Annotated in this window: 22 protein-coding genes; 11 read left to right on the top strand and 11 right to left on the bottom strand. The window is 58.4% G+C overall.

Annotation, left to right across the window (positions count from 1 at the left end; genetic code table 11):
- Nucleotides 1-40: 40 nt before the first annotated feature.
- Nucleotides 41-1,303 (bottom strand): cation:proton antiporter, encoded by a 1,263-nt coding sequence (locus BDE40_RS01195; RefSeq protein ID WP_134012064.1) that lies wholly within the window; start codon nt 1,301-1,303, stop codon nt 41-43.
- 184 nt (nt 1,304-1,487) lie between these two features.
- On the opposite strand from BDE40_RS01195, the gene BDE40_RS01190 reads away from it, so the two are divergent.
- Complete coding sequence (locus BDE40_RS01190; protein ID WP_134012063.1) at nt 1,488-2,393, top strand: DMT family transporter; 906 nt, start codon at nt 1,488-1,490, stop codon at nt 2,391-2,393.
- Here the strand turns inward: BDE40_RS01190 and BDE40_RS01185 are convergent.
- From BDE40_RS01185 to BDE40_RS01175, 3 genes are read right to left on the bottom strand one after another with little or no spacing between them, the layout of a single operon-like run.
- A complete protein-coding gene (locus BDE40_RS01185; protein WP_134012061.1) occupies nt 2,372-3,787 on the bottom strand; it encodes a protein adenylyltransferase SelO in 1,416 nt (471 codons plus the stop codon). The two genes, BDE40_RS01190 and BDE40_RS01185, sit on opposite strands and share 22 nt — an antisense overlap.
- Nucleotides 3,784-4,728, bottom strand: a complete 945-nt coding sequence (locus BDE40_RS01180) for a nucleoside hydrolase (RefSeq protein WP_134012060.1) — start codon at nt 4,726-4,728, stop codon at nt 3,784-3,786. Before BDE40_RS01180 ends, BDE40_RS01185 begins: the two co-directional genes overlap by 4 nt.
- Nucleotides 4,725-6,032 carry an HlyC/CorC family transporter gene (locus BDE40_RS01175; protein ID WP_134012058.1) on the bottom strand — a complete coding sequence of 436 codons (1,308 nt, stop codon included), beginning with the start codon at nt 6,030-6,032 and terminating at the stop codon, nt 4,725-4,727. Before BDE40_RS01175 ends, BDE40_RS01180 begins: the two co-directional genes overlap by 4 nt.
- Nucleotides 6,033-6,109: 77 nt before the next feature.
- On the opposite strand from BDE40_RS01175, the gene BDE40_RS01170 reads away from it, so the two are divergent.
- Nucleotides 6,110-6,364: a hypothetical protein gene (locus tag BDE40_RS01170; protein ID WP_134012057.1), complete on the top strand. Its 255-nt coding sequence runs from the start codon at nt 6,110-6,112 to the stop codon at nt 6,362-6,364.
- Between the two features lie 129 nt (nt 6,365-6,493).
- On the opposite strand, the gene BDE40_RS01165 is transcribed toward BDE40_RS01170, so the two are convergent.
- The 3 genes from BDE40_RS01165 to BDE40_RS18465 are packed head-to-tail and all read right to left on the bottom strand — an operon-like array spanning nt 6,494 to nt 9,130.
- The gene (locus BDE40_RS01165) at nt 6,494-7,414 is read right to left on the bottom strand and encodes a site-specific tyrosine recombinase XerD (RefSeq protein WP_134013729.1); all 921 of its coding nucleotides are present in this window, start codon (nt 7,412-7,414) and stop codon (nt 6,494-6,496) included.
- A 14-nt stretch (nt 7,415-7,428) separates the two neighbouring features.
- The gene (locus tag BDE40_RS01160; protein ID WP_134012055.1) at nt 7,429-8,970 is read right to left on the bottom strand and encodes a hypothetical protein; all 1,542 of its coding nucleotides are present in this window, start codon (nt 8,968-8,970) and stop codon (nt 7,429-7,431) included.
- Nucleotides 8,971-8,995: 25 nt separating this feature from the next.
- Nucleotides 8,996-9,130: a hypothetical protein gene (locus tag BDE40_RS18465; RefSeq protein WP_281275415.1), complete on the bottom strand. Its 135-nt coding sequence runs from the start codon at nt 9,128-9,130 to the stop codon at nt 8,996-8,998.
- A gap of 141 nt (nt 9,131-9,271) precedes the next feature.
- Between BDE40_RS18465 and BDE40_RS01155 the strand changes: the two genes are divergently transcribed.
- On the top strand, nt 9,272-9,814 hold the full coding sequence (locus tag BDE40_RS01155) for a shikimate kinase (RefSeq protein ID WP_246030322.1): 543 nt from the start codon (nt 9,272-9,274) through the stop codon (nt 9,812-9,814).
- Entirely contained in the window at nt 9,811-10,926 is a 1,116-nt protein-coding gene (gene aroB, locus BDE40_RS01150; RefSeq protein WP_134012052.1) for a 3-dehydroquinate synthase, read from the top strand. The genes BDE40_RS01155 and aroB overlap by 4 nt, the downstream gene beginning before the upstream one ends.
- Before the next feature lie 53 nt (nt 10,927-10,979).
- Here the strand turns inward: aroB and BDE40_RS01145 are convergent, their stop codons facing one another.
- Complete coding sequence (locus BDE40_RS01145) at nt 10,980-11,591, bottom strand: lytic transglycosylase domain-containing protein (RefSeq protein ID WP_134012051.1); 612 nt, start codon at nt 11,589-11,591, stop codon at nt 10,980-10,982.
- A gap of 170 nt (nt 11,592-11,761) precedes the next feature.
- Between BDE40_RS01145 and ssb the strand changes: the two genes are divergently transcribed.
- Entirely contained in the window at nt 11,762-12,271 is a 510-nt protein-coding gene (ssb, locus tag BDE40_RS01140) for a single-stranded DNA-binding protein (protein ID WP_134012049.1), read from the top strand.
- A gap of 47 nt (nt 12,272-12,318) precedes the next feature.
- Here ssb and BDE40_RS01135 read toward each other — a convergent pair whose 3' ends face one another.
- Nucleotides 12,319-12,552, bottom strand: coding sequence for a hypothetical protein (locus BDE40_RS01135; protein ID WP_246030321.1), 234 nt, complete (start codon nt 12,550-12,552; stop codon nt 12,319-12,321).
- A gap of 39 nt (nt 12,553-12,591) precedes the next feature.
- Nucleotides 12,592-13,920 carry a DEAD/DEAH box helicase gene (locus tag BDE40_RS01130; RefSeq protein ID WP_134012045.1) on the bottom strand — a complete coding sequence of 443 codons (1,329 nt, stop codon included), beginning with the start codon at nt 13,918-13,920 and terminating at the stop codon, nt 12,592-12,594.
- Nucleotides 13,921-14,218: 298 nt separating this feature from the next.
- Between BDE40_RS01130 and BDE40_RS01125 the strand changes: the two genes are divergently transcribed.
- From BDE40_RS01125 to BDE40_RS01105, 5 genes are all read left to right on the top strand, one after another.
- Nucleotides 14,219-14,626: a Fur family transcriptional regulator gene (locus tag BDE40_RS01125; RefSeq protein ID WP_073143470.1), complete on the top strand. Its 408-nt coding sequence runs from the start codon at nt 14,219-14,221 to the stop codon at nt 14,624-14,626.
- Nucleotides 14,623-16,167: a tetratricopeptide repeat-containing sulfotransferase family protein gene (locus tag BDE40_RS01120; protein ID WP_134012043.1), complete on the top strand. Its 1,545-nt coding sequence runs from the start codon at nt 14,623-14,625 to the stop codon at nt 16,165-16,167. The genes BDE40_RS01125 and BDE40_RS01120 overlap by 4 nt, the downstream gene beginning before the upstream one ends.
- A gap of 177 nt (nt 16,168-16,344) precedes the next feature.
- A complete protein-coding gene (gene eno / locus BDE40_RS01115) occupies nt 16,345-17,622 on the top strand; it encodes a phosphopyruvate hydratase (RefSeq protein ID WP_134012041.1) in 1,278 nt (425 codons plus the stop codon).
- A gap of 35 nt (nt 17,623-17,657) precedes the next feature.
- The gene (locus BDE40_RS01110) at nt 17,658-18,440 is read left to right on the top strand and encodes a hypothetical protein (RefSeq protein WP_162848007.1); all 783 of its coding nucleotides are present in this window, start codon (nt 17,658-17,660) and stop codon (nt 18,438-18,440) included.
- A 4-nt stretch (nt 18,441-18,444) separates the two neighbouring features.
- Entirely contained in the window at nt 18,445-18,873 is a 429-nt protein-coding gene (locus BDE40_RS01105) for a cupin domain-containing protein (RefSeq protein ID WP_134012037.1), read from the top strand.
- Here the strand turns inward: BDE40_RS01105 and BDE40_RS01100 are convergent.
- On the bottom strand, nt 18,860-19,936 hold the full coding sequence (locus tag BDE40_RS01100; protein WP_425462389.1) for an anhydro-N-acetylmuramic acid kinase: 1,077 nt from the start codon (nt 19,934-19,936) through the stop codon (nt 18,860-18,862). The genes BDE40_RS01105 and BDE40_RS01100 overlap by 14 nt on opposite strands.
- Before the next feature lie 103 nt (nt 19,937-20,039).
- Here BDE40_RS01100 and tyrS point away from each other — a divergent pair, with 103 nt between their 5' ends.
- Complete coding sequence (tyrS, locus tag BDE40_RS01095; RefSeq protein ID WP_134012033.1) at nt 20,040-21,290, top strand: tyrosine--tRNA ligase; 1,251 nt, start codon at nt 20,040-20,042, stop codon at nt 21,288-21,290.
- The last annotated feature ends 67 nt before the right edge of the window (nt 21,291-21,357 follow it).

Genomic DNA, 21,357 nt, shown 5'->3' with positions numbered 1-21,357 from the left:
AGAGAATGGGGGCGTCACACCCATACGTCTAGGGGGAAAGTCAGACCAGTTCCGGCTCACGTCCCAAACGTGTGGCCAGTGGGGCAACGGTCAGCCCTTGTACGATGATCGAAAAAATCACGACCACGTAAGTCGCCGTCAGGATCAGCGGTTTCCATTCGTTGTCGGGCAGTGACAGCGCCAGAGCGACGGAAATACCGCCTTTCAGGCCTCCCCAAGTCATAATCGGGATCACGCCTTTCGAGAATTCACGGAACGGGCGCAGCAGCAGGATCGGGACAGAAACGGCTACGAGCCTCGCAAACAGAGCCAACCCGATGGAAAGAACCCCTGCCACCATCCCGTCCATCGAGAATGCGACCGCAAAGACCTCGACCCCGATGAGCAGGAACAAGACCGCATTCAAAATCTCGTCAATCAGCTTCCAGAACCCGTCGACATAGCGGCGGGTAATCTCGGACATGCCGTATTTCGCGCCGACATCCCCGATCAAAAGCCCCGCACAAACAGCCATTACAGGACCAGAGAGGTGCAGATAGACCGCCAGCGAATAGCCGCCAAAGGCCAGCGCGAGGGTGATCAGAACTTCAAGGGAGTAGTCGTCGATATGGCGCATCACACGGAAGGTCAGCCATCCCAGAACAACGCCAAGCAACGCGCCGCCCACGGCTTCTTGCAAAAACAACTGGGCTGCTGCCATCAATCCGCCGCCGCCATGCGCCTCGCCATGTGCATCCACGGCCGGAAATGCGACACCGACCAACACCAAGAAGACCACGTAGCCGACGCCGTCATTGAAAAGGCTTTCGCCTGCGATCTTGGTTTCCATGCTTTTCTTCAGGTTGGCTTGGCGCAGAACGCCCAGCACAGCCACAGGGTCGGTCGGTGATATCAACGCCCCAAACACCAGTGCGATCATTATCGGCATGCCGGTGATCCACGAAAAGCCGAAGCCCGCGACAACTGTGGACAACCCGACCCCAAGCGTTGCCATCAGGGCGACAACCCGCCATTCGCTGCGCAAATCGGCCAGCTTCACATGCAAAGCGCCCGCAAACAGCAGCAGCCCGAGCATGCCTTCGAGCAGAGCCTCCGAAAAATCGATGGACTTTACGACCGAGCGAACTTCGTTGGCCACACCCAGTTGCGGTGCAAGAAAATCGACAGCCATGACTCCCAACGAAGCCAACAACGCCACGATCAAGATGCCAATTGAGGATGGGAGTTTGAGAACCAGATAGTTCACCGTGCCGAAAACCGCCGCCAATACCAGCAGCAGCGATGCGATTTGCAGAATGTCCATATGGTGCTCCGTCTCACTGTCCGAGTGCCTGGCCCTCTCGCGGGGCGATTTCGGCCAACTTATCTTATTCCGCACCTCAAGCCAGCCGCAATCGCATTGGACCTGCGAGAACAGGCGCGTCTGCCCTTCGATTGACAGAAGCCGAAGAAAACGCCAAGGCCGTAGCAACCCCTTTGGAGCCAGCATGCCGCCCAAAACTCATATCGACACGTTCGGAGCGGTCTCTCTCGTGGGGCTCGCCCTGTTGCTTGCCATCAATCAGGTGGTGATCAAGGTGGCCAACGACGCATTCCAACCCGTCTTCTTTGCAGGAGCACGATCGGCGGGGGCCGTTTTCTGCATCCTGCTTTGGATGAAGTGGCGAGGGGTGAAGTTGGTCTTGCCCCGCACGGTGGTGCCATCCGCGCTGCTGATCGGAGTCGTTTTCTCGGTCGAGTTTCTGTTGCTCTTCACGGCGTTGGACCTGACGACGGTGTCACGCGCCTCGGTGATCTTTTACTCCATGCCGCTTTGGTTGGCCCTGTCCGCCCATTTCCTCATTCCCGGAGACAGGCTTACCCCGCGAAAGACTTTGGGACTTGTTCTTGCCTTTACTGGTGTCGCGTGGGCCATACTTGATCGCAGTGACGGTGGCGAAGCGTCGCTGCTGGGTGATCTGTGCGCGTTGGGTGCGGCGATGGGTTGGGCGGCGACCGCGTTACTGGTCAAAGCAACTCCGCTTAGAACCGTGCGTCCTGAAGTACAGCTGTTTTACCAAGTCGCTGTTTCTGCGGTGGTGCTGCTTGCGGTGGCACCGCTATTCGGCCCGCTGTTCCGAGATCCGCACCCTATCCACTATCTGGCGCTGGCGTTTCAGATAGTGGTGGTCGTGACCTTCGGCTTTATTTTCTGGCTTTGGCTCATATCGATCTACCCCGCGTCGGGCGTGGCAAGCTTTTCGTTTCTGTCACCGGTGCTGTCAGTGCTACTGGGCTGGCTCTTGCTGGACGAAATGGTCGGCGTCTCGGTTCTTGGTGCGCTCGCCTTGGTGGCCGCCGGCATCGTGTTGATCAACCGCACGCCAAAAGTTCAGGTGCCACAGAACGTCTGACGCACCATTTGTTGTTGGGTGGGTGCAGCTTCCAAGTCGCCAAACTCGGAGCTATCGGCAAACGGGTTTTCCAAAGCGGCATTCAGTCGGTGGAAAGGTGCATGATCGCCTTGCAAACCTGCTTGGATCGCCTCTTCAACACGATGGTTGCGCGGGATGATCGCCGGGTTGGCCGTGCGCATGATCGTGGTGTCTCCGCCGTCCCAGTCACGCTCCCATTCATCGAAACTGGTCGGGTCCACGAACTCGTCGCGGGCGCCCTGTCCGCGCGACATAGCACGAAAGACGCGCGTGAAATCAGCTTGGTTATCCGCCATGCGGGTGAGCAGGTCTTGCACCAGCGTCACTTGCGCATCACCACCAATCTTGTATCCGATCTTGGCGAAGAACACGCGTTTCCATGCCTTTGTGTAATGATCCCCGAACGTGGCCAGCGCGTCTTGCGCCGCGGCGATAGCCTTGTCCTTGTCGCTGTCAATAAACGGCAACACGCACGAGGCCAGTTGAGCAAGGTTCCAGACCAAGACCTCGGGCTGGCCCTGATAGACGTAGCGCCCGCCTTGGTCGATGGACGAAAACACTGTGGCGGGGTGATAGGCATCCATGAAAGCGCAAGGGCCGTAGTCTATCGTCAGGCCACCCACATGGGTGTTGTCGGTGTTCATTACCCCGTGGATGAAACCTAGCCCCATCCATTTGGCGACCAGTTCGGCTTGTGAGGCGATCACGGCGTTCAGGAACCCAAGTCCGTCACCTTCGGCAACATGCGGGTAATGGCGGCCGATCGCGTGGTTCAACAACAGATCAAGCGCCTCATGGTCTTGGCGCGCGGCAAAGTATTGGAATGTGCCGACACGAATATGCGACCCCGCCGCCCGCGTCAGGATCGCGCCCGGTTGCAGGGTTTCGCGTATGACTGTTTCACCCGTGCTTACTGCCGCCAAGGCCCGTGTCGTCGGCACGCCGAGTGCATTCATAGCCTCGCTGACGATATACTCGCGCATCACAGGACCGAGCCCTGCCCGCCCGTCACCCATCCTTGAGTAAGGCGTGGGACCGGAGCCCTTCAGCTGGATGTCCCAGCGGGCGCCATCCGGCCCCACGACTTCGCCCAGCACATTGGCGCGCCCGTCTCCAAGCTGCGGTGACCAGCCACCGAACTGGTGGCCGGCATAGGCTTGAGCCAACGGCTCTGCCCCATCCGGCATAGCGTTGCCAGCCAGCATCGCGAGTCCCGCGTCAGAGCGGAGCCACTCCAGATCCAATCCCATCTGGTCGGCAAGGCCATCGTTCAACGCAATTAAGGAAGGTGCCGCGACAGGTGTCGGGGGCATCTTGGTATAAAACCTGTCCGGCAATCGGGCGTAGGAGTTGTCAAACTTCGGGGAGGTCAAAGCCGCGCAATCCGCTCGTTCAACAGGGCAAAGAACCCTTCCGCATCCACATCGCCCATGAACATCGCGTTGGGTGTGCGGTCAGTCACGCCCCACCAGTCGGCGACGGTCATGCCAAGAGTCAGTTCGGACGTTGTTTCAATCTCGACATTGACGTGACGCCCCGAGAACAAGTCCGGCTTCAGCAGATAGGCAATCACGCAGGGGTCATGCAGTGGCGCGCCCTCGGAGCCGTATTTCTCCTTGTCGAACCGCTCGAAAAAATCGGTCCATTCGGCCACCATGCGACCAGCTTCATTGCCAAACTTACGAAACGCCTCGACACGCACGCGGTTGGTCAGCGCTTTGTGGGTCACGTCCAGCGGCATGACGACAATCGGCACACCGGATGCAAAGACTATCTTGGCGGCCTCGGGGTCGACATAGATGTTGAACTCGGCCGCTGGGGTGATGTTGCCCACCTGAAAATAGGCACCACCCATCAGCACAATTTCCTGAACTTTCCCAATGATGTCCGGCGCGCGCTCGAATGCCGTCGCAATGTTGGTCAGCGGGCCAAGCGGGCACAGCGTGACAGTTCCGGCGGGCTCCGCGCGCAGGGTGTCGATGATGAAGTCGACGGCATGCTGATCCTGCAGAGGCATCGTCGGGTCTGGCATCACCGGACCATCGAGGCCGGTTTTACCGTGCACATGCTCTGCCGTGACCAGCTTGCGGGCTATTGGTGCGTCGCAGCCCGAAAACACCTTGGTGTCGGGCTTGCCGGCCAACTCGCAAACGATACGTGTGTTCTTCTGGGTCAGCGGGAGCGGAACGTTGCCTGCAACCGCCGTGACGCCAAGCACGTCCAACTCCTCGGGAGAGGCTAGAGCCAATAGAATTGCAACGGCATCATCCTGCCCCGGATCGGTGTCGATGATGATCTTGCGCGGAATGCTCACAACGGTCTCACTTTCAGCTTCGTCAATCTGTTATGCAACCGCTCCACCACCTCGAACCGGAACCCGTGGAACGAGAACACTTGCCCTCTGGTGGGAATGGATTGCGCCTCGTGGATCACCAGACCCGCGACGGTGTTGGCTTCTTCGTCCGGCAGCGACCAGTCCGCCATGCGGTTCAAGTCGCGGATGGTCATGGCTCCTTCGACCAGATAACTTCCATCTGTTTCCGGCTTCAACGCCTCAACCTCGGCCACGTCGAATTCGTCGGTAATCTCACCCACAATTTCTTCAAGGATATCCTCAAGGGTAATTAGACCCTGTAACGCGCCATATTCATCTACGACCAATGCGAAATGGGTATGTAGGCGCAAAAACTGACGCATCTGGTCGTCGAGGGCTGTCGTTTCCGGTACGAAGTACGGCTTACGAACGACATCCATGATGTCAAAATTGCTTAAGCTTCGAGTAGCCCTGTCTTGGCCGCGCAGTGTCTTGTCCACCGCGCGCAGCAAATCTTTGGCGTGCACAACGCCCACTATGTTTTCCTGCTCGTTGCGGTAGACAGGAAGGCGGGTATGAGGGCTGCGCAAGCATTGGCTGATAATAGCCTCTGGCGCATCTTCGGCGTTGATCATCTCGATTTCCGACCTGTGAAGCATGATCTCCTCCACATCCCGCTCGTTCAGGTCCAGCGCACCCAGCAGACGGTCACGCTGTTCTTTATGAACGACACCCTCCTCATGGCCGAGCGCCAACGCTCCCGCGATTTCCTCGTGGACTGACAAGATATGGCTATCGGGATCAGTTTCGACGCCGATCAGTTTCAGCATGCCGCGCACCAGAGCCCGAACGGCGGTTACCATTGGGGCGAAGACCAAGACCACGATCGATATAGGCCCTGACACTTTGGCAGCTGCCGTCTCGGAATTGGTAATCGCGTAAGTCTTGGGCAGCACTTCGGCGAAGACGAGTACCAATAGCGTCATGACCAGCGTAGCCCAAGCCACGCCACTTTCGCCAAAAATCTTTGTAAACAAGGCAGTTGCCAAAGACGCCGCGAGAATGTTCACGAGATTGTTGCCCAGCAAGACCGAGCCGATCAGCCGCTCGTTATCCTCGGTAATCTTCAGCGCGCGCACAGCCCCTGGCGACCCTTTGTCGGCCTGACTGCGCAGTTTGCCGCGTGACGCAGCCGTCAGCGCTGTCTCGGAGCCAGAAAAGAACGCCGACAACAAAAGCAGCACCACAATGCCACCTGACGTCACCCAGAAAGCGGTATCAAAGATCGTCGAAGTGTCGTCCATTCTGGTTTTCGGTCCTGTAGAAGAAAGCTAAGTGAGTGTTATGGGGTGCCAAGCCCCCTGCTTCAAGGGAAACCGCTATGCCCAATATCCGCGATCTAGGCGAACTGACCGGCGAAGTCATACTGTTTGGTGGCGTTTATTCCAACCTGCAAGCCTTGGACGCGTTGATTGAGATTGTGTCAGCGCGCGGCAGTCAGGTGTTCCATTTGAACGGGTACTATCCGGCACAGCGTGGATCAACGCCGGCGTCATCGGGATGGCGCCGCATGATGGCAGACCTGAGACCCGCTATGCCGTTCTGTCCGAGGACGGAGTGCGCTTCCACGCGTTAAGGTATGACGCTGAAGCGGCAGCGCAAGCAATGGAACAGGCTGGACTTGTGCAAGGGTACGAGGCCGCGCTGAGGTCCGGCACCTGGCCCAGCGAGGACATCCTGCCCGCAGCATTTAGGCGTTAAATGCCTAACCGTTTGCCAACGGGTGATGCTCCATCACCAGCTCTTTCAAACGCTCGTCCAGTACATGCGTGTAAATCTCGGTTGTTGAGATATCTGCATGCCCGAGCAGGGTCTGAATGGCCCGCAGATCAGCGCCATTGGCAAGCAGATGGGTGGCAAAAGCGTGGCGCAACGTATGCGGGGTCACCTTTGACGGGTCCACCCCGCCCGTGACGGCAAGTTCCTTGATCAGCATATAGAAGCGGTGGCGGGTCAGGTGGCCTGATTTGCCACGCGACGGGAACAGGAATTTGGACGCAGGCTTGCCCTTGGATTGGGCAGCGGCATCCATCTCGTCGCGCGTCTCAATCCAGACAGCCACCGCATCGCGCGCCGACGCGGCAAGCGGAACCATGCGTTCCTTGCCTCCTTTGCCCCTGACCAGCAACATCCTCGGATCACCGCGCGCCGCTGATACCGGCAAGGTCACCAGCTCGGTTACGCGCATGCCCGTCGCATATAGCAGCTCCATCAGACAGGTATTTCGCAACCGGTCTTCCTGACTGCGAGCCGAGGTCTGTGCAGCACCTAGCAAGCGGTCGACTTCCTCGACGCTCAACGTCTTGGGCAGCGACTTCTTGCGCCCCGGCCCTTTGATCTGGATCGCGGGGTTGCCCTCGCGCCAGCCCTCTTCATAGGCGAAACGATAAAGCTGTTTGACCGCAGACAGGCGCCGTGCACGGGTGGATTGGGCGAGCCCCTGATCATCGCAATGAATGAGATAATCTTCGACATCCGCCCGCGATGCGGTCTCGAAAGACGGGCCGCGGTCGTTCAGCCATGCCGCGAAGTCGATCAGGTCACGCCCATAGGCCAAAAGCGTGTTCTCCGACGCGTCCAGTTCGGCGGCTTGAGCGTCCAGAAACGTCTCGATCCAGCGCGACATGGCGGGTGGCAAACTCAACTGCGCGGCCGGGTTATCAATGCATAGAGCGCCATGCGGCGTGCGATGTCGGCAAAGCCCAGATGCCGAAGCGTGCGAAGCCCGTTCTCCAAGGCCAGCGGGTCGGCGCTTGCCCCGTCTTCCATCATTTTGACGGCTTTCAATGTTGCCAGCCCAAGATTGCCGTTCTTGATCATGGGTTCCAGATCACTCGCAGGCCCTGCAGCCGTGAAAGCCGCGGCGACCGCCCCTTCCAAGGCGTCCAGATTGCCGGATTGCGCCACTTCACCAATCGTCGCCACGTCCCCCCGCGCAACAGCGCGCCATAATGCTGGCGTGTCAGCGGAGATCGTATCGGAATTGGCAGCAGCCTCGTAAGCGGGCGACAGCAGCGCCAGCCGCGTCGCGTCGTCGCGGACGGTGTCGAGCAGCGGCAACCCTAACAGCGCCTCCCCGAACATGCTGGCTAAGGCAGGTTCCAGCCCCGCGCGTCGCATCGCGCGCACCGCTTCGGGCAATTGCGCGGCCACCGCGTTCGGATCACGAGCCCTCAACGCTGCCTCAAACGCTTGAACCGCGTCCACGCGATCCCAAACGCCACCAGACGCCGCAGGTTGACGCTCCGTGTAGATGGCCAAAAGGCGCGACGGCAAAATCGCCCCGGTACGCGCCAGCCGCTCAGCCGCCGTGATCCGGGGTTTCCAACCGCCGTTTTCAGACAGCGCGGCAAAGGCAAAGGCATTGGGCAGTGCAGAAAGCGACAGAGGCTCGCCAATGGCTTCATGCATCCGGAAATTGAGAGGCGTGACACGGTTGGGTGTCGGCAGCGGGGCTTCCCGCTCAAACAATTCGGGATCAAGGAACCGCGCCATCAGCGCATCTTCCGCAGGCGTCATCACATCGAGCGCCTTGGCGGTGTTGAGCGTCAGGTTTGCTGCGTCCCAATCGCCAGCCCGCGCCATGCAAAAGATGCGCGCGGGATATGTCGGCGACAAATCCGGCTGACGTAGCATCCGCGTGCAAGCTGCGTCCTCTTCCCCCGTCAACAAGCTGACATCGAACCAACGCTGGAACAACGCCGCGGTCCCCGGATCGGCACGATCCAACAAAGCTTTTGCCTGATCCAACGCGCCCAAGGCCAGCAGCTCGTCCACCCGCGCGCGGAACAAGATGTCGTCATTGCTGCTGTCGATGGGCGGTGCAAGCTCTGCCAGAAGCAGACGACGCATCAGCTCTGCCAAAGGCGGGGGCAGATCGGGTCGCAAGTCACTTAACGCAGCCGCGAGGGTGTTGGAGCTGGTTGTTCCCCAAAACCGCGGGGGAATTCCTGTAACAGAGCTTGGCACCAACCCCACCGCGTCACGGCTGGGCGCCCCCAAAGTCGTCGTCACGACCGAAGCGGGCGTCGCAGTGCGCGCCACGTCATCTACGGCTTTGGCTTGCGGAAAATTCGGCGGCGCTACGGTTTTCGGGGCCTCGACCACATTCGACAGCCAGCCGATTGCGGACAGCGGCTCTTCGGCGCGCGCCCGCTCAAGCGGCATCGCAAGAAAACTCAAAACAGCAAAGGCTACGGCAAAATTACTAATTGGCATCCAGAGTGACCGGTTGATTCACCTCGACCCGACTTGGAGTTAGGTCGCCCAAATAGGCATAGCCGATGATCCCGACAATTCCTACCACGATCAGGAAAATCAAAGCTTTTAAAAGCCGTATCACGCTGCATCTGCCTTTTGTCTGGGGCGACTTTTGTTGTCGCCCTTTGCGCCTGTTAATTGATTCATATATGGCTTTTTCGGCAAGTTCACTCCATTCAGAGCAGAAATAAGTAAATTGAGCGAGAGAATGCCACCCAAAGCCATGACCCTGACACGTCCCTTGGTCCTTGTGGGCATGATGGGTGCCGGAAAAACGGCCATTGGCGGAGCTGTGGCCCGCAAGTTGGGCGTGCCGTTTCTGGACAGTGACGAAGAGCTGGTGCGTGCGGCCAACCGCTCGATCGCCGAGATTTTCGAACGCGACGGCGAAGCTTTTTTCCGCGCACGGGAGACCGAAGTGATCTCGCGCCTACTGGACGGCGAGCCGGCAGTGCTGTCCACAGGTGGCGGCGCGTTCCTGAGCGAGGCCAACCGCGCATTAATCGACGAGAAGGCAGTGTCGGTCTGGCTGCGCGCCGAATTGTCCCTGCTATGGTCCCGCGTTCGGCATAAAACCACCCGGCCTTTGCTGCGCACGGCCGACCCGTTCGCCACGCTCACCGAAATCTACGAGGCGCGAAATCCAATCTACGCGCAGGCGCAACTGAGCGTCGAAGCCCGCCCCGAATACTCCATTGACGACATGGCAGAGCAAGTCATCACAACATTGCACAACGCAAACCTCCTGAAAGAAGCCAACACGTGACACATCCGCACGAGACCGTTCACGTCGCCTTGGGCGACCGTAGTTACCGCATCGAGATTGGTCACGGGGTGCTGGCAAACTCCGGCGCATGGATTTCCCCTCTGCTGAGTCGCCCTCGTGTGGCCGTCGTCACCGATAGCACGGTCGGCCCGCTTCATCTGGACAGCTTGCGCGACGGGTTGGCCGTCGAGGGGATAGAGATGACGCATCTCACCCTGCCCGCCGGCGAGGCGACAAAATGCTGGCGCTACCTCTCTGAGACCGTCGAGTGGCTGCTGGAGCAAAAAGTAGAGCGCGGCGATATGGTCGTCGCCTTCGGAGGGGGCGTCATTGGTGATCTGGTCGGATTCGCCGCCGCTATTCTGCGTAGGGGTGTGCGGTTTGTGCAAATTCCCACGTCCCTGCTGGCGCAGGTGGACAGTTCTGTCGGCGGAAAAACGGCGATCAACTCGCCGCATGGCAAAAACCTGATCGGGTCGTTTCACCAGCCGTCTTTGGTCCTGGCCGATGTCGCCGTCCTTGGCACCTTAACCGGGCGCGATTTTCTTGCGGGATATGGCGAGGTGGTGAAATACGGGCTGTTGGGGGACGCGTCGTTCTTTGAGTGGCTTGAGATCAACGCCCCGACGCTGGCCGCCGGAGACGTCGCCAAGCGTATCGAAGCTGTCCGCTGGTCCTGTCAGATGAAAGCCGACATTGTCGCGCGGGACGAAACCGAACAAGGCGACCGCGCCTTGCTCAATCTCGGCCACACCTTCGGTCACGCATTGGAGGCCGCAACGGGGTATTCGGATCGCTTGCTCCACGGAGAGGGTGTTGCCATCGGCTGTGCGCTGGCTTTCGAGGTCTCGTCGCGCCTTGGCCTGTGTTCGCAAGAAGACCCCAGCCGCGTCCGCGCGCATCTCAAGGCGATGGGCATGAAAACAGACCTGAGCGATATTGAAGGCGACCTGCCGGATGCCGACGGGCTATTGGCGCTTATGGGGCAAGACAAGAAGGTCACGCAAGGCACGCTGAACTACATCATGGCGCGTGGCATTGGCGAGGCCTTCGTCACATCCGATGTCGACACCGATACCGTGCGTCGCGTGTTACACGAAGCGCTCACCTAGCCCTATCATTGCTTCAAAAATACCTCGGGGGTGTGGGGGCTGGCCCCCACAAATCAGCTGCCTAAAATCACACGCACGTAATTGCGTGTTTCACGATACGGCGGCACACCACCATGCTTTTCAACAGCGCCCGGCCCTGCGTTATAGGCGGCAAGCGCTAAACGCCAGCTTCCGAACTTGCGGTACATCAGCTTGAGATACCGCGCCCCACCCTCAAGGTTCTGTTTCGGGTCACGCGGGTTCACCCGCAGCTTGCGCGCCGTTCCGGGCATCAATTGCGCCAGACCGATCGCGCCCGCATGGGAAACCGCGTGAGGTTTCCAGCCGCTTTCCTGCTGCACAAGCCGCAGGAACAAATCCGTAGGAATTCCATGCTTGCGCGCAGCACTTTTCGCGTCTTCAAGGTAGACGCCTTTATACGAGCCGCGATAGCGTGGAATCGCCGTGGAGACGCCGTAGGAAATCTTCTTTGTCCCCGGCTGCAATTTTGTGGAGGCTTTGTATTGCGACGACAAACGTCCGTCGAGGAGCCGGGCTTGCGAGCTGAAAATCTTTGACCGGTTGCTGGTCGAGCCTGATGACGCGAGCCCCTCGGCCACTGCAACCTGTGGGAATGACGGCACCATTACAGAGAATGCCGCCAATGCTACCAAGAGCTTACGCATTTACACCAATCCCGTCACCGCATTAAACTGTGCGCAATATAGTCGAATAATCGACATTCGCCACCCCCTGCGCAAATATGCGCCTACCATAGAGTGTGGTTGTAAGTCTCCCATTAACCAAATACCGACGATATAAGAGCACCAAAGCAAGATTCGGGAGACGCACGCACATGGCCGGTTCAGTTAACAAAGTCATTCTTATCGGCAACCTCGGGCGCGATCCCGAAGTCCGCACGTTCCAAAACGGTGGCAAGGTATGCAACCTGCGGATTGCCACATCCGAGACGTGGAAAGACAAAAACACCGGCGAGCGTCGTGAGAAAACCGAGTGGCACTCGGTGGCGATCTTTCAGGAAGGTCTGGTTCGCATCGCCGAGCAATACCTGAAAAAAGGCTCCAAAGTTTATATTGAAGGTGCCTTGCAAACCCGCAAATGGCAGGACCAAAGCGGTGCTGACCGCTACTCCACCGAAGTGGTGCTCCAAGGATATGGCGGCAACCTGACCATGCTCGACGGCCCTAGTGGCGGCGGCGGCGGTGGTGGCAACTACGGCGGTGGTGGCGGCGGCGGAAGCTACGGCGGCGACCCTATGGGTGGCGGCTATGACAGCGGTCCATCTGGCGGTGGCGGTGGCCAATCCAGCCCGTCGAGCGATATCGACGACGAAATCCCGTTTTAGATCATTAAGAACAATCATTAAAAAGGGGCCCGTCGGGCCCCTTTTTTTCATGTCTTGGACTTACTTTCCGGCCGCTTGCGCCACAGCAAAACGGTTCCCAAGAGCAGCACCAGAAAAATCGCACCCGGGACAAGCACGAAAAGTTGCAAGTCCTCCCCCGACATTTGCCAAGGCATCTTTGTGCGGCACTTTCCGCTGGTCGAGAACGCGCAAGCCATGGCCGAGACATACATGTACCCGAAGACCCACAACCCGCCAAAGCAGGCTGTGAGAACGGTCATGGTCACGGCCATCACACGCTTTAGTCGACCCGCTTGCATCTACGCCGCGGCGGAAGACGGGCCTTGGCCCCGACGACGGCGATTGCGCTTGCGCTTTGGCGCGCCACCGGATGGGGCCTCGCCACCTGCCGCTTTTGGCTTCCCTTGGCCGCGACGTCCGCCGCCACCACCACCGGGACGGCCACCGCCACGGTTACCGCCACCACCGCGCGCGGGCTTTTTCTCTTCTTCATGTGGCGCCCAGCGGCGGCCACCCGCGACAGGAATGGTGATCTTCAACATCTTCTCGATGTCTTTCAATTCACCCATTTCGTCCGGCGCACAGAAGGCGATTGCCTCTCCTTCACGGCCCGCACGCGCGGTCCGGCCAATGCGGTGCACGTAGCTTTCAGGGACGTTTGGCAGATCGTAGTTATACACGAAGCCCACCCCCGGAATGTCGATGCCACGGGCCGCCACGTCGGTGGCCACCAAGACCCGCAGCTGACCGGACTTGAACTGCGCCAACGAGCGGTCACGATGGTTTTGCGACTTGTTGCCATGGATGGAACCTGCGGCGAAGCCCTTGCTATCAAGCAGCTTCATCAGCTTTTCGGCACCATGCTTGGTGCGGCAGAAAACCAGCGCAAGATCGTCACGGTGCTTGTCCATCAACTCGATCAGCAGATCGTTCTTCGCGGCTTTGGCGATGTAGTGAACCGATTGAGTGATCTTGTCAGCAGTCTTGCCCGGCGCGGCGACTTGCACGCGGCGCGGATGGTCAAGATAGGTCGCGGCCAGCTCTTCCATCAGCTTCGGCATGGTGGCCGAGAAACACAGCGTCTGGCGCTCTTTGGGAAGCAGCGGTGCAATCTGGCGCAGGGCATGGATGAAGCCCATGTCCAGCATTTGGTCGGCTTCATCAAGCACCAGATACTTCGCATCGCCCAACACCACAGCTTTTTGCTGCAGCAGGTCGATCAGGCGACCCGGCGTCGCGACCAGAATATCTGTGCCGCGCTCAAGCGCCTTCTTTTGCGGGTTAATCGACACACCGCCGACCACCATGTTGATCTTCAGGTGGCCACCACCTTGGAACATTTTCAGGTTGTCGCAGATTTGCTTGGCAAGCTCGCGGGTCGGCGCAAGGATCAGGCCGCGCACGGTGCGCGGGGCCGGCTTGGTGCCAACTTTGATCAGGTTGTGGATCATCGGCAGCCCGAAAGCTGCGGTCTTGCCGGTGCCGGTTTGGGCCAGCCCCATAACGTCGCGGCCGGTCAGGATAATCGGGATCGCTTCTTCTTGGATCGGGGTCGGGTTCGTAATGCCGTTCTCTGTAAGTTTCTCGGCAATTTTCGGGGAGATCCCCAAAGCTTCAAATTTGTTCAAGTCATGTCCTCTCGTGACATGTGGGCCCCACGCCTGAATCGGCGGTGAGGTCGCGTTAAAATGGTCGTGGAGGCGTTTCCTCCACCGGACCCATTCGCGTGAATATCGGGAACGTGTGTGCTGCGGCGGTGCAGTGCTTTGCTGGATTTGCAAAGCTCACGCGGCACCATAAGTGCGCAGGCTTGAGGGGCAAATGCGCCCTGAGGGACGATAAGTCAAGCCTTAGGCGCTATTTGGGCTGGAGGCTTGGCGGTGCCGTGCCTAAAATGCATGGTAACGACGAAGGGGGCCACGACCTATGGGAAAATCCATCATCAGCCGCTCGGCAGAACGCGGGCTGCGCATGACCGGACAGCGCCGTGTGATTGCGCAAGTGCTGGAGGAAGCGGACGACCACCCCGACGTGGAAGAACTCCATGCACGCGCGTCGGCTTTGGACGCGGGAATTTCGATCGCCACAGTGTACCGAACGGTAAAGTTGTTTGAGGAAGCCGGACTGTTGGAACGACTGGAATTCGGCGACGGGCGCGCGCGCTATGAAGACGCAGAGCGTGACCATCATGACCACCTCATCGACATGCAAACCGGTGAGGTGATCGAGTTTGTCGACCCCGAGATCGAAGAACTTCAAGAGAGGATTGCCAAACGCCTAGGCTACAAATTGAAGGGACACCGCTTGGAACTTTACGGAGTCAAAGACACATGAGCGAGCGACCCACTCAAGAGCAACTGATGGAAATTGTTGAGCCTTTTCAGAGAGGTGAGCTTGAAGCTGCGCTGTCGAAAGCTCAAGAGCTGGATCAGGACTTTCCGGATTTTCCCATCACGCAAAACCTCACAGGTCTGATCCTGAAGGAGATGGGGCGCTTGGAAGACGCGCTTGTGCCACTGCGTGCTGCGGTCAAGCAACGCCCGGACTACGCCGAAGCGCAAAACAACCTGGGCATCGTGTTGAGTGATTTGGGGCACTTCAAAGACGCCGCCAAGCATTATCTGGCGGCGATTGACCAGAAGCCCGACTATGTAGAAGCGCTCAATAATCTGGGCTGCCTGATGAAAGACATGGATCGCAATGCGGATGCGTTGGCCCTGTTTGATCGCGCGATTGCAATTGCACCCGATTACGTTGAAGCGGTGTGCAACAAGGGTGACGTGTTGATGCATCTTGGGGATCGGGAGGCGGCGGCGACGTGCTTTCGGCGCAGTTTGGAACTGAACCCCGGATTTGTTGTCGCCCACCAAAACCTTGCCGAATGTCGGCGCTACACTGCGGGTGATCCCCATATCAAAGAAATGGAAGCGCTTTTGACCACCGGCGGATTGGAGGCCGAGGCGGAGATGCGTCTGAATTTCGCGTTGGGCAAAGCCTATGACGACATTGGCGAATATGACCGCGCATTCAAACATTTCGACGCCGCCAACCATGCGCGGGGCGCAGTGACGCCTTACGACGCGACCGCCGATCAAAAGCTATTCAAACGCATAAAAGGGATATTCTCGGAATCCGTGCCCGAACTTTCGGTTCCGGTTGCCAGACGTCGGCCAATCTTCGTTTTGGGCATGCCCCGCTCCGGCACATCGCTGACCGAACAAATTCTGGCAAGTCATTCGAAGGTCTATGGTGCTGGAGAATTGGGGCTTTTAAACAATGTGTTGGGCCGCACCAACGCATTGAACCAGCCGATGAGCGAAGCGTTGCTGCGAGAAATCCGTGCGGGATATTTAGGCGGGCTGGCCGACGCCGAGACGGATTCATCAGTGATCACCGATAAGCTTCCGCTGAACTTCCGCTGGATCGGATTCATTCTTAAAGCCCTGCCGGAAGCCAAAGTGATCCATTGTACGCGGGACGCGCGGGCAGTTTGCTGGTCGATCTATCGACACAGCTTTGTGACATCGGGCAATGACTACCGTTACTCGCAGGAGAATATCGCGCAATTTTATCATCTGTATCAGGATCTTATGTCATTCTGGCACGAACGTTTTCCCGGTCGAGTTCTGGATATGGATTATGAGCTTTTGACTGAAAATCAGGAACGCGAAACCCGGCGCATTCTGGATTTTGCCGGTCTCGAGTGGGAAGATAACTGTTTGAGTTTCCACAAGACCAAGCGCGCTGTTCAAACGGCCTCCACAGGTCAGGTTCGGCAAGAAATGTATCAAGGAAGCTCGGAGGCATGGCGGAACTACGAAGCCCATCTGGGTCCGCTTTTGGCAGGCTTGGGTGCGCGCACCGATCAGTCTTGAATAGCTCGCTCTAACCACCTTGCTAAAGATTGTTGACGTTCGGATCTTTCGCAAGCCATTGCGGGTGCAGCCATAGCAGCACTCAAGGTTAGCGCTAACAGAGTCTCACTTGCTCTAGACACAGTGCGCCTTTATACCCTGCCCAAACGGCAACCTGACCTTAAGGACTCCCCTGCTATGAGCACAATTATTGACATTCACGCCCGTGAAATTCTCGACAGTCGGGGCAACCCGACCGTGGAGGTCGACGTCACACTGGAAGACGGAACAATGGGACGGGCTGCGGTTCCAAGCGGGGCATCGACAGGCGCATACGAAGCCGTCGAAAAACGCGATGGTGACAAAGCCCGCTACATGGGCAAGGGGGTGTTGGACGCAGTTGCCGCTGTGAACGGCGAGTTGGCAGAAAATCTGCTGGGTGAAGACGGGCTGGATCAGGTTGGCCTCGACGAGCTGATGATTGAGCTGGACGGCACCGACAACAAAAGCCGTCTGGGTGCCAATGCGATTCTGGGCATCTCCATGGCGACCGCGAAAGCTGCCGCAGATTACACATCGCAGCCGCTGTTCCGCTATATCGGCGGCACCTCGGCGCGCGTTTTGCCGGTGCCGATGATGAACATCATCAACGGCGGCGAGCACGCAGATAACCCGATCGACATCCAAGAATTCATGATCATGCCAGTCGCTGCAGAGAATATCCGCGAGGCCGTGCGCATGGGCTCCGAAGTATTCCACACGTTGAAAAAAGAGCTGTCCGCAGGCGGTTATTCCACCAGTATCGGCGATGAGGGTGGATTTGCACCAGCGATTTCGTCGTCTCGTGAAGCGTTGGATTTCATTCTGAAAGCCGTGGAAAAAGCCGGCTACAAACCGGGCGAGGATATCTATCTCGCGCTGGATTGCGCCGCGACAGAGTATTACCGCGACGGCAAATACGACATGAAAGGTGAAGGCAAGGTCCTGACATCCGACGAGAACGTGTCCTATCTGGCGGCCCTGGTGGACGATTATCCGATCATCTCGATCGAGGACGGCATGAGCGAAGACGACTGGGACGGCTGGGCCGCCCTGACCGCCGTTCTGGGCGACAAGGTTCAACTGGTGGGCGACGATCTTTTCGTGACCAACCCCGCCCGCCTTGCCGAAGGCATCGAGCGCGGCTCAGCCAACTCGATGCTGGTGAAAGTAAACCAGATCGGGACGCTGACAGAGACGTTGAAAGCCGTCGAAATGGCGCACCGCGCGGGCTTCACAAATGTGATGTCGCATCGCTCCGGCGAGACCGAGGACGCGACGATTGCCGACCTGGCCGTGGCAACCAACTGTGGCCAGATCAAAACCGGCTCGCTGTCGCGCTCGGACCGTTTGGCAAAATACAACCAGCTGATCCGTATCGACGAAATGCTGGGTGAGACGGCGGAATATGCCGGGCGCTCGATCTTGAAGGGATGAGTGCCAGCCGCGCATTACTGACCCATGCGTGGCAGATGATCATAGCAAAACCAAGCGTAACACTACGCTTGGTTTTGGTGCCATGGGCGATCAGCACAATCGCTTTGCTCGGCTTTAACTACGCGGAGTATGGCTATCTTGCAGGGGATATCTTCTACGATCCAGATGCACCCCTGCCCGAGGATAACATCAACTTTCTATGGTACTTCGCGAGCTTCATAATTTCGATTTTGGGCTGGATCTGGCTTGCCGTGGGCTGGCATAGGTATGTGCTGGAGGGCGAAGAACCTTCGGGATGGTTGCCACGTTTGGATGGCCGTCGAATCGCGCGATACCTGGGCAAAGCCATTCTTACAGGGCTGCCGGTGGTTCCGATTTTGATCGTTGCTTTGATTGTGGCTGTTGGGTCAGGAGGCGATGAATTTTTTGGTGCAAACCCTGAAAATGCCTTCACGCGGAGCCGCCTTCTGTTCGGCTTCATCGTTGGCGCGCTGGTCAGCTATGTGACATTTCGATTCGGCCCTGTCCTACCTGCGGCGGCAATGGATCAACCCATGAAGTTGGGCGATGCGTGGCGATTGACCGCCCCTCTTGCCGGAGTGCTGGTGAACCTCGCAATCATCACATCGCTGCTTTATCTTCCTTTCAGCAGCATTGCCGACGCGTTTGCGCAAAGTAACCTGCTCTATCTTGTGTTCACCGCTGCATCGGACGTGGTCTCGTTGCTGACGCTCAGTATATTCACTGTGCTGTATGGCCACTTGGTACAAGGGCGGGAGGTTTCAAATCTGACATCGCCCATTCGCCACAAAAGGTAACCAGATGAGTGACGCTGACACCCTGATCAAACACCTAGACCTTCAACCCCACCCCGAAGGCGGCTGGTATCGCCAGACATGGGTCGCAGATGGTGACGGGAGGCCCTCCGGCACGTGCATATATTTCCTGCTCAAACAGGGTGAGCGGAGTCATTGGCACCGCGTGGATGCGGGTGAGATATGGCACTTTTACGCGGGCACGCCGCTGGTTTTGTCGATATCTCCAAGTCACACGGGACCCGCCACCGACCACATTTTAGGGCCCGATTTCGAAGCAGGACAGCGACCACAAATCGTTGTTGAGGCTGGCGAATGGCAAGCGGCCTCTGCACCCAATGGGTGGGCCCTAGTCGGCTGCACCGTGTCGCCAGGGTTTACGTTTGACGGGTTCGAGCTGGCCGCGCCCGGCTTTGACATCCCTAGGGGTGACTGACCGTTCCACCACCGACATTTGCACCCACACCCGTCGTGCTGGGGCAACTGGTGGGCAACCCGCGCGCCACCCGCACGGCGAGGTAGGCAAAGGCCTGCGCCTCCAGCATATCGCCGTCGAGACCGTGATCGTCGATGTCGTCAATTTGCAGCCCTGTCAGGGCTTTAAGGCGCGCCATGATATGGGTGTTCCGCCGTCCGCCGCCGCAGACCAGAATTCGGGTGGGTTTCTTCGGCATATGCTCCATCGCACGAGCGACAGCAGCGGCGCAGCATTCGCTCAGCGTCGCGGCGGCATCGGCGTCGGCAAGGTCTGCTACGTCATGCGACAATTGCGTGAAGTCGTCACGGTCCAGCGACTTGGGTGGTATTTTATGGAAGTAGGCCTGATTCAGAAATTTCTCGACGATCTGCGCATTGGCTGTGCCTTTTCCCGCAAGACCCCCGTCTCGGTCATAGGACTTGTTCAAACGGGTTTGCATCAAGTCGTTTATCGGTGCGTTGGCAGGACCCGTGTCGAAAGCCAGAAGCGCGCCCTCTGCCTGCGGTTTGTCATGGCTAGGGTCGATATAGGTCACATTGCCCACGCCACCAAGGTTCAGGAACGCGGTGGGCGTATCTAGCGATAGATATTTCGCACAGGCAAAATGGAAGAATGGCGCAAGCGGTGCGCCCTGCCCGCCCAGCTGAACATCAGCGCTGCGAAAATCCCAAACCACAGGACATTGCAGAATTTCAGCCAACAGCGCCCCGTCACCCGTTTGATGCGTGCGCTGATTGTCGGGGTCATGGGCAAGGGTTTGGCCGTGGAAGCCAATCAGCACCGGCGATTGGTCTGACTCGATTGTCATCATGCGTGACAGAAGGGCTGCGTGCACCGTTTCAACCGTCTCGGCGGCCTGAGCCACGTCCGCGCCATCATGCCATTGGCCAAGCGCTTGGGCGATGCGCGCGCGCTCGTCCTCGGAGTAAGCGCGATACGCGCTGGCACCGAAAACCGCGATGGTTTCGCCGTCGGTACGCAGCAGCGCTGCATCCACCCCGTCAAGGGATGTGCCGGACATCGCGCCAAGCGCCCAAATTGGACCGGTGATCTTCAATGGCTTTCCCTTCGCCGCCCTCACGCCTATAAGGCGCGAAACACTGTTTTGCAGGGACGATACCCCAATGACCTACCATGCCAAATCCGAATTTCTGACCGTGATGATAGAGCGTGGCTTTCTGGCCGATTGTACCGACTATCAAGGGCTGGACGAGGCTTTGATCAAAGGTGTGGTCCCTGCCTATATCGGCTACGACGCAACGGCGAAATCGTTACATGTCGGCCACTTGATGAACATCATGGTGCTGCGCTGGTTCCAGAAGACCGGCGGCAAGCCGATCACCCTTATGGGCGGCGGCACCACGAAGGTTGGTGATCCCAGCTTCCGCGCGGACGAGCGCCCGTTGCTCGACGATGCCGCGATTGACGCCAATATCGACGGCATGCAGCAGGTCTTCTCCAAATACCTCTCCTATGGTGACGGCGACACCGACGCAATTATGCTCAATAACGCCGAATGGCTGGACGGGTTGAACTACCTCGAATTCCTGCGCGACATCGGGCGGCATTTTTCGGTGAACAGGATGCTCAGCTTCGATTCGGTCAAGTCACGGTTGGACCGCGAGCAAAGCCTGAGCTTTCTCGAATTCAATTACATGATCCTGCAAGCCTATGATTTTCTTGAGCTGAACCGCCGCTACGGTTGCCTGTTGCAGATGGGCGGATCGGACCAGTGGGGCAATATCGTGAACGGTATCGACCTGACACGGCGGGTGCTGGATCACGAGATCTACGGCCTGACGACCCCTTTGCTGACCACATCTGACGGACGCAAAATGGGCAAGTCGCAAGGCGGGGCAATCTGGCTGAACGGCGACATGCTCAGCCCTTATGAGTTCTGGCAATTCTGGCGCAACACGACGGACGCCGACACCGGCAAGTTCTTGAAACTGTTCACTGAACTTCCGGTGCCAGAGTGCGATCGCTTGGGGGCGCTTGAAGGCTCCGACATCAACGCGGCCAAGGTCATTCTGGCGAACGCGGTCACAACATTGCTGCATGGCGAAGACGCCGCGCGGACGGCGGAAGCCACCGCGCATGACGTGTTTGAAAAAGGTGGCACTGGTGACGATTTGCCGACGCTGGCCTTGACGGCGGAGGAGTTGGGCGACGGGATTTCGATCGTTCAGCTGATCGTACGCTCCGGACTTGCCGGGTCAGGCAAAGAGGCAAAGCGCCTGATTTCGGAGAACGGCGCGAAGATGAATGACGAAGCGCTGAGTGACGCCGGACTGTTCATCACGGCCGACCAGTTGGCGCAGCCGATCAAGCTGTCGGCAGGCAAAAAGCGCCACGCTTTGGTGACTTTAAGCTAGCGTTGCAACGTGCCGGTCGGGGGTGCAACCCCCGACCCAAACAATGTCGGGCCGAAGGCTCCGTTAG

The organism is Litoreibacter halocynthiae, from assembly GCF_004365635.1.
GTDB lineage: Bacteria > Pseudomonadota > Alphaproteobacteria > Rhodobacterales > Rhodobacteraceae > Litoreibacter > Litoreibacter halocynthiae.
This window is presented reverse-complemented; position numbering and strand designations above follow the sequence as displayed.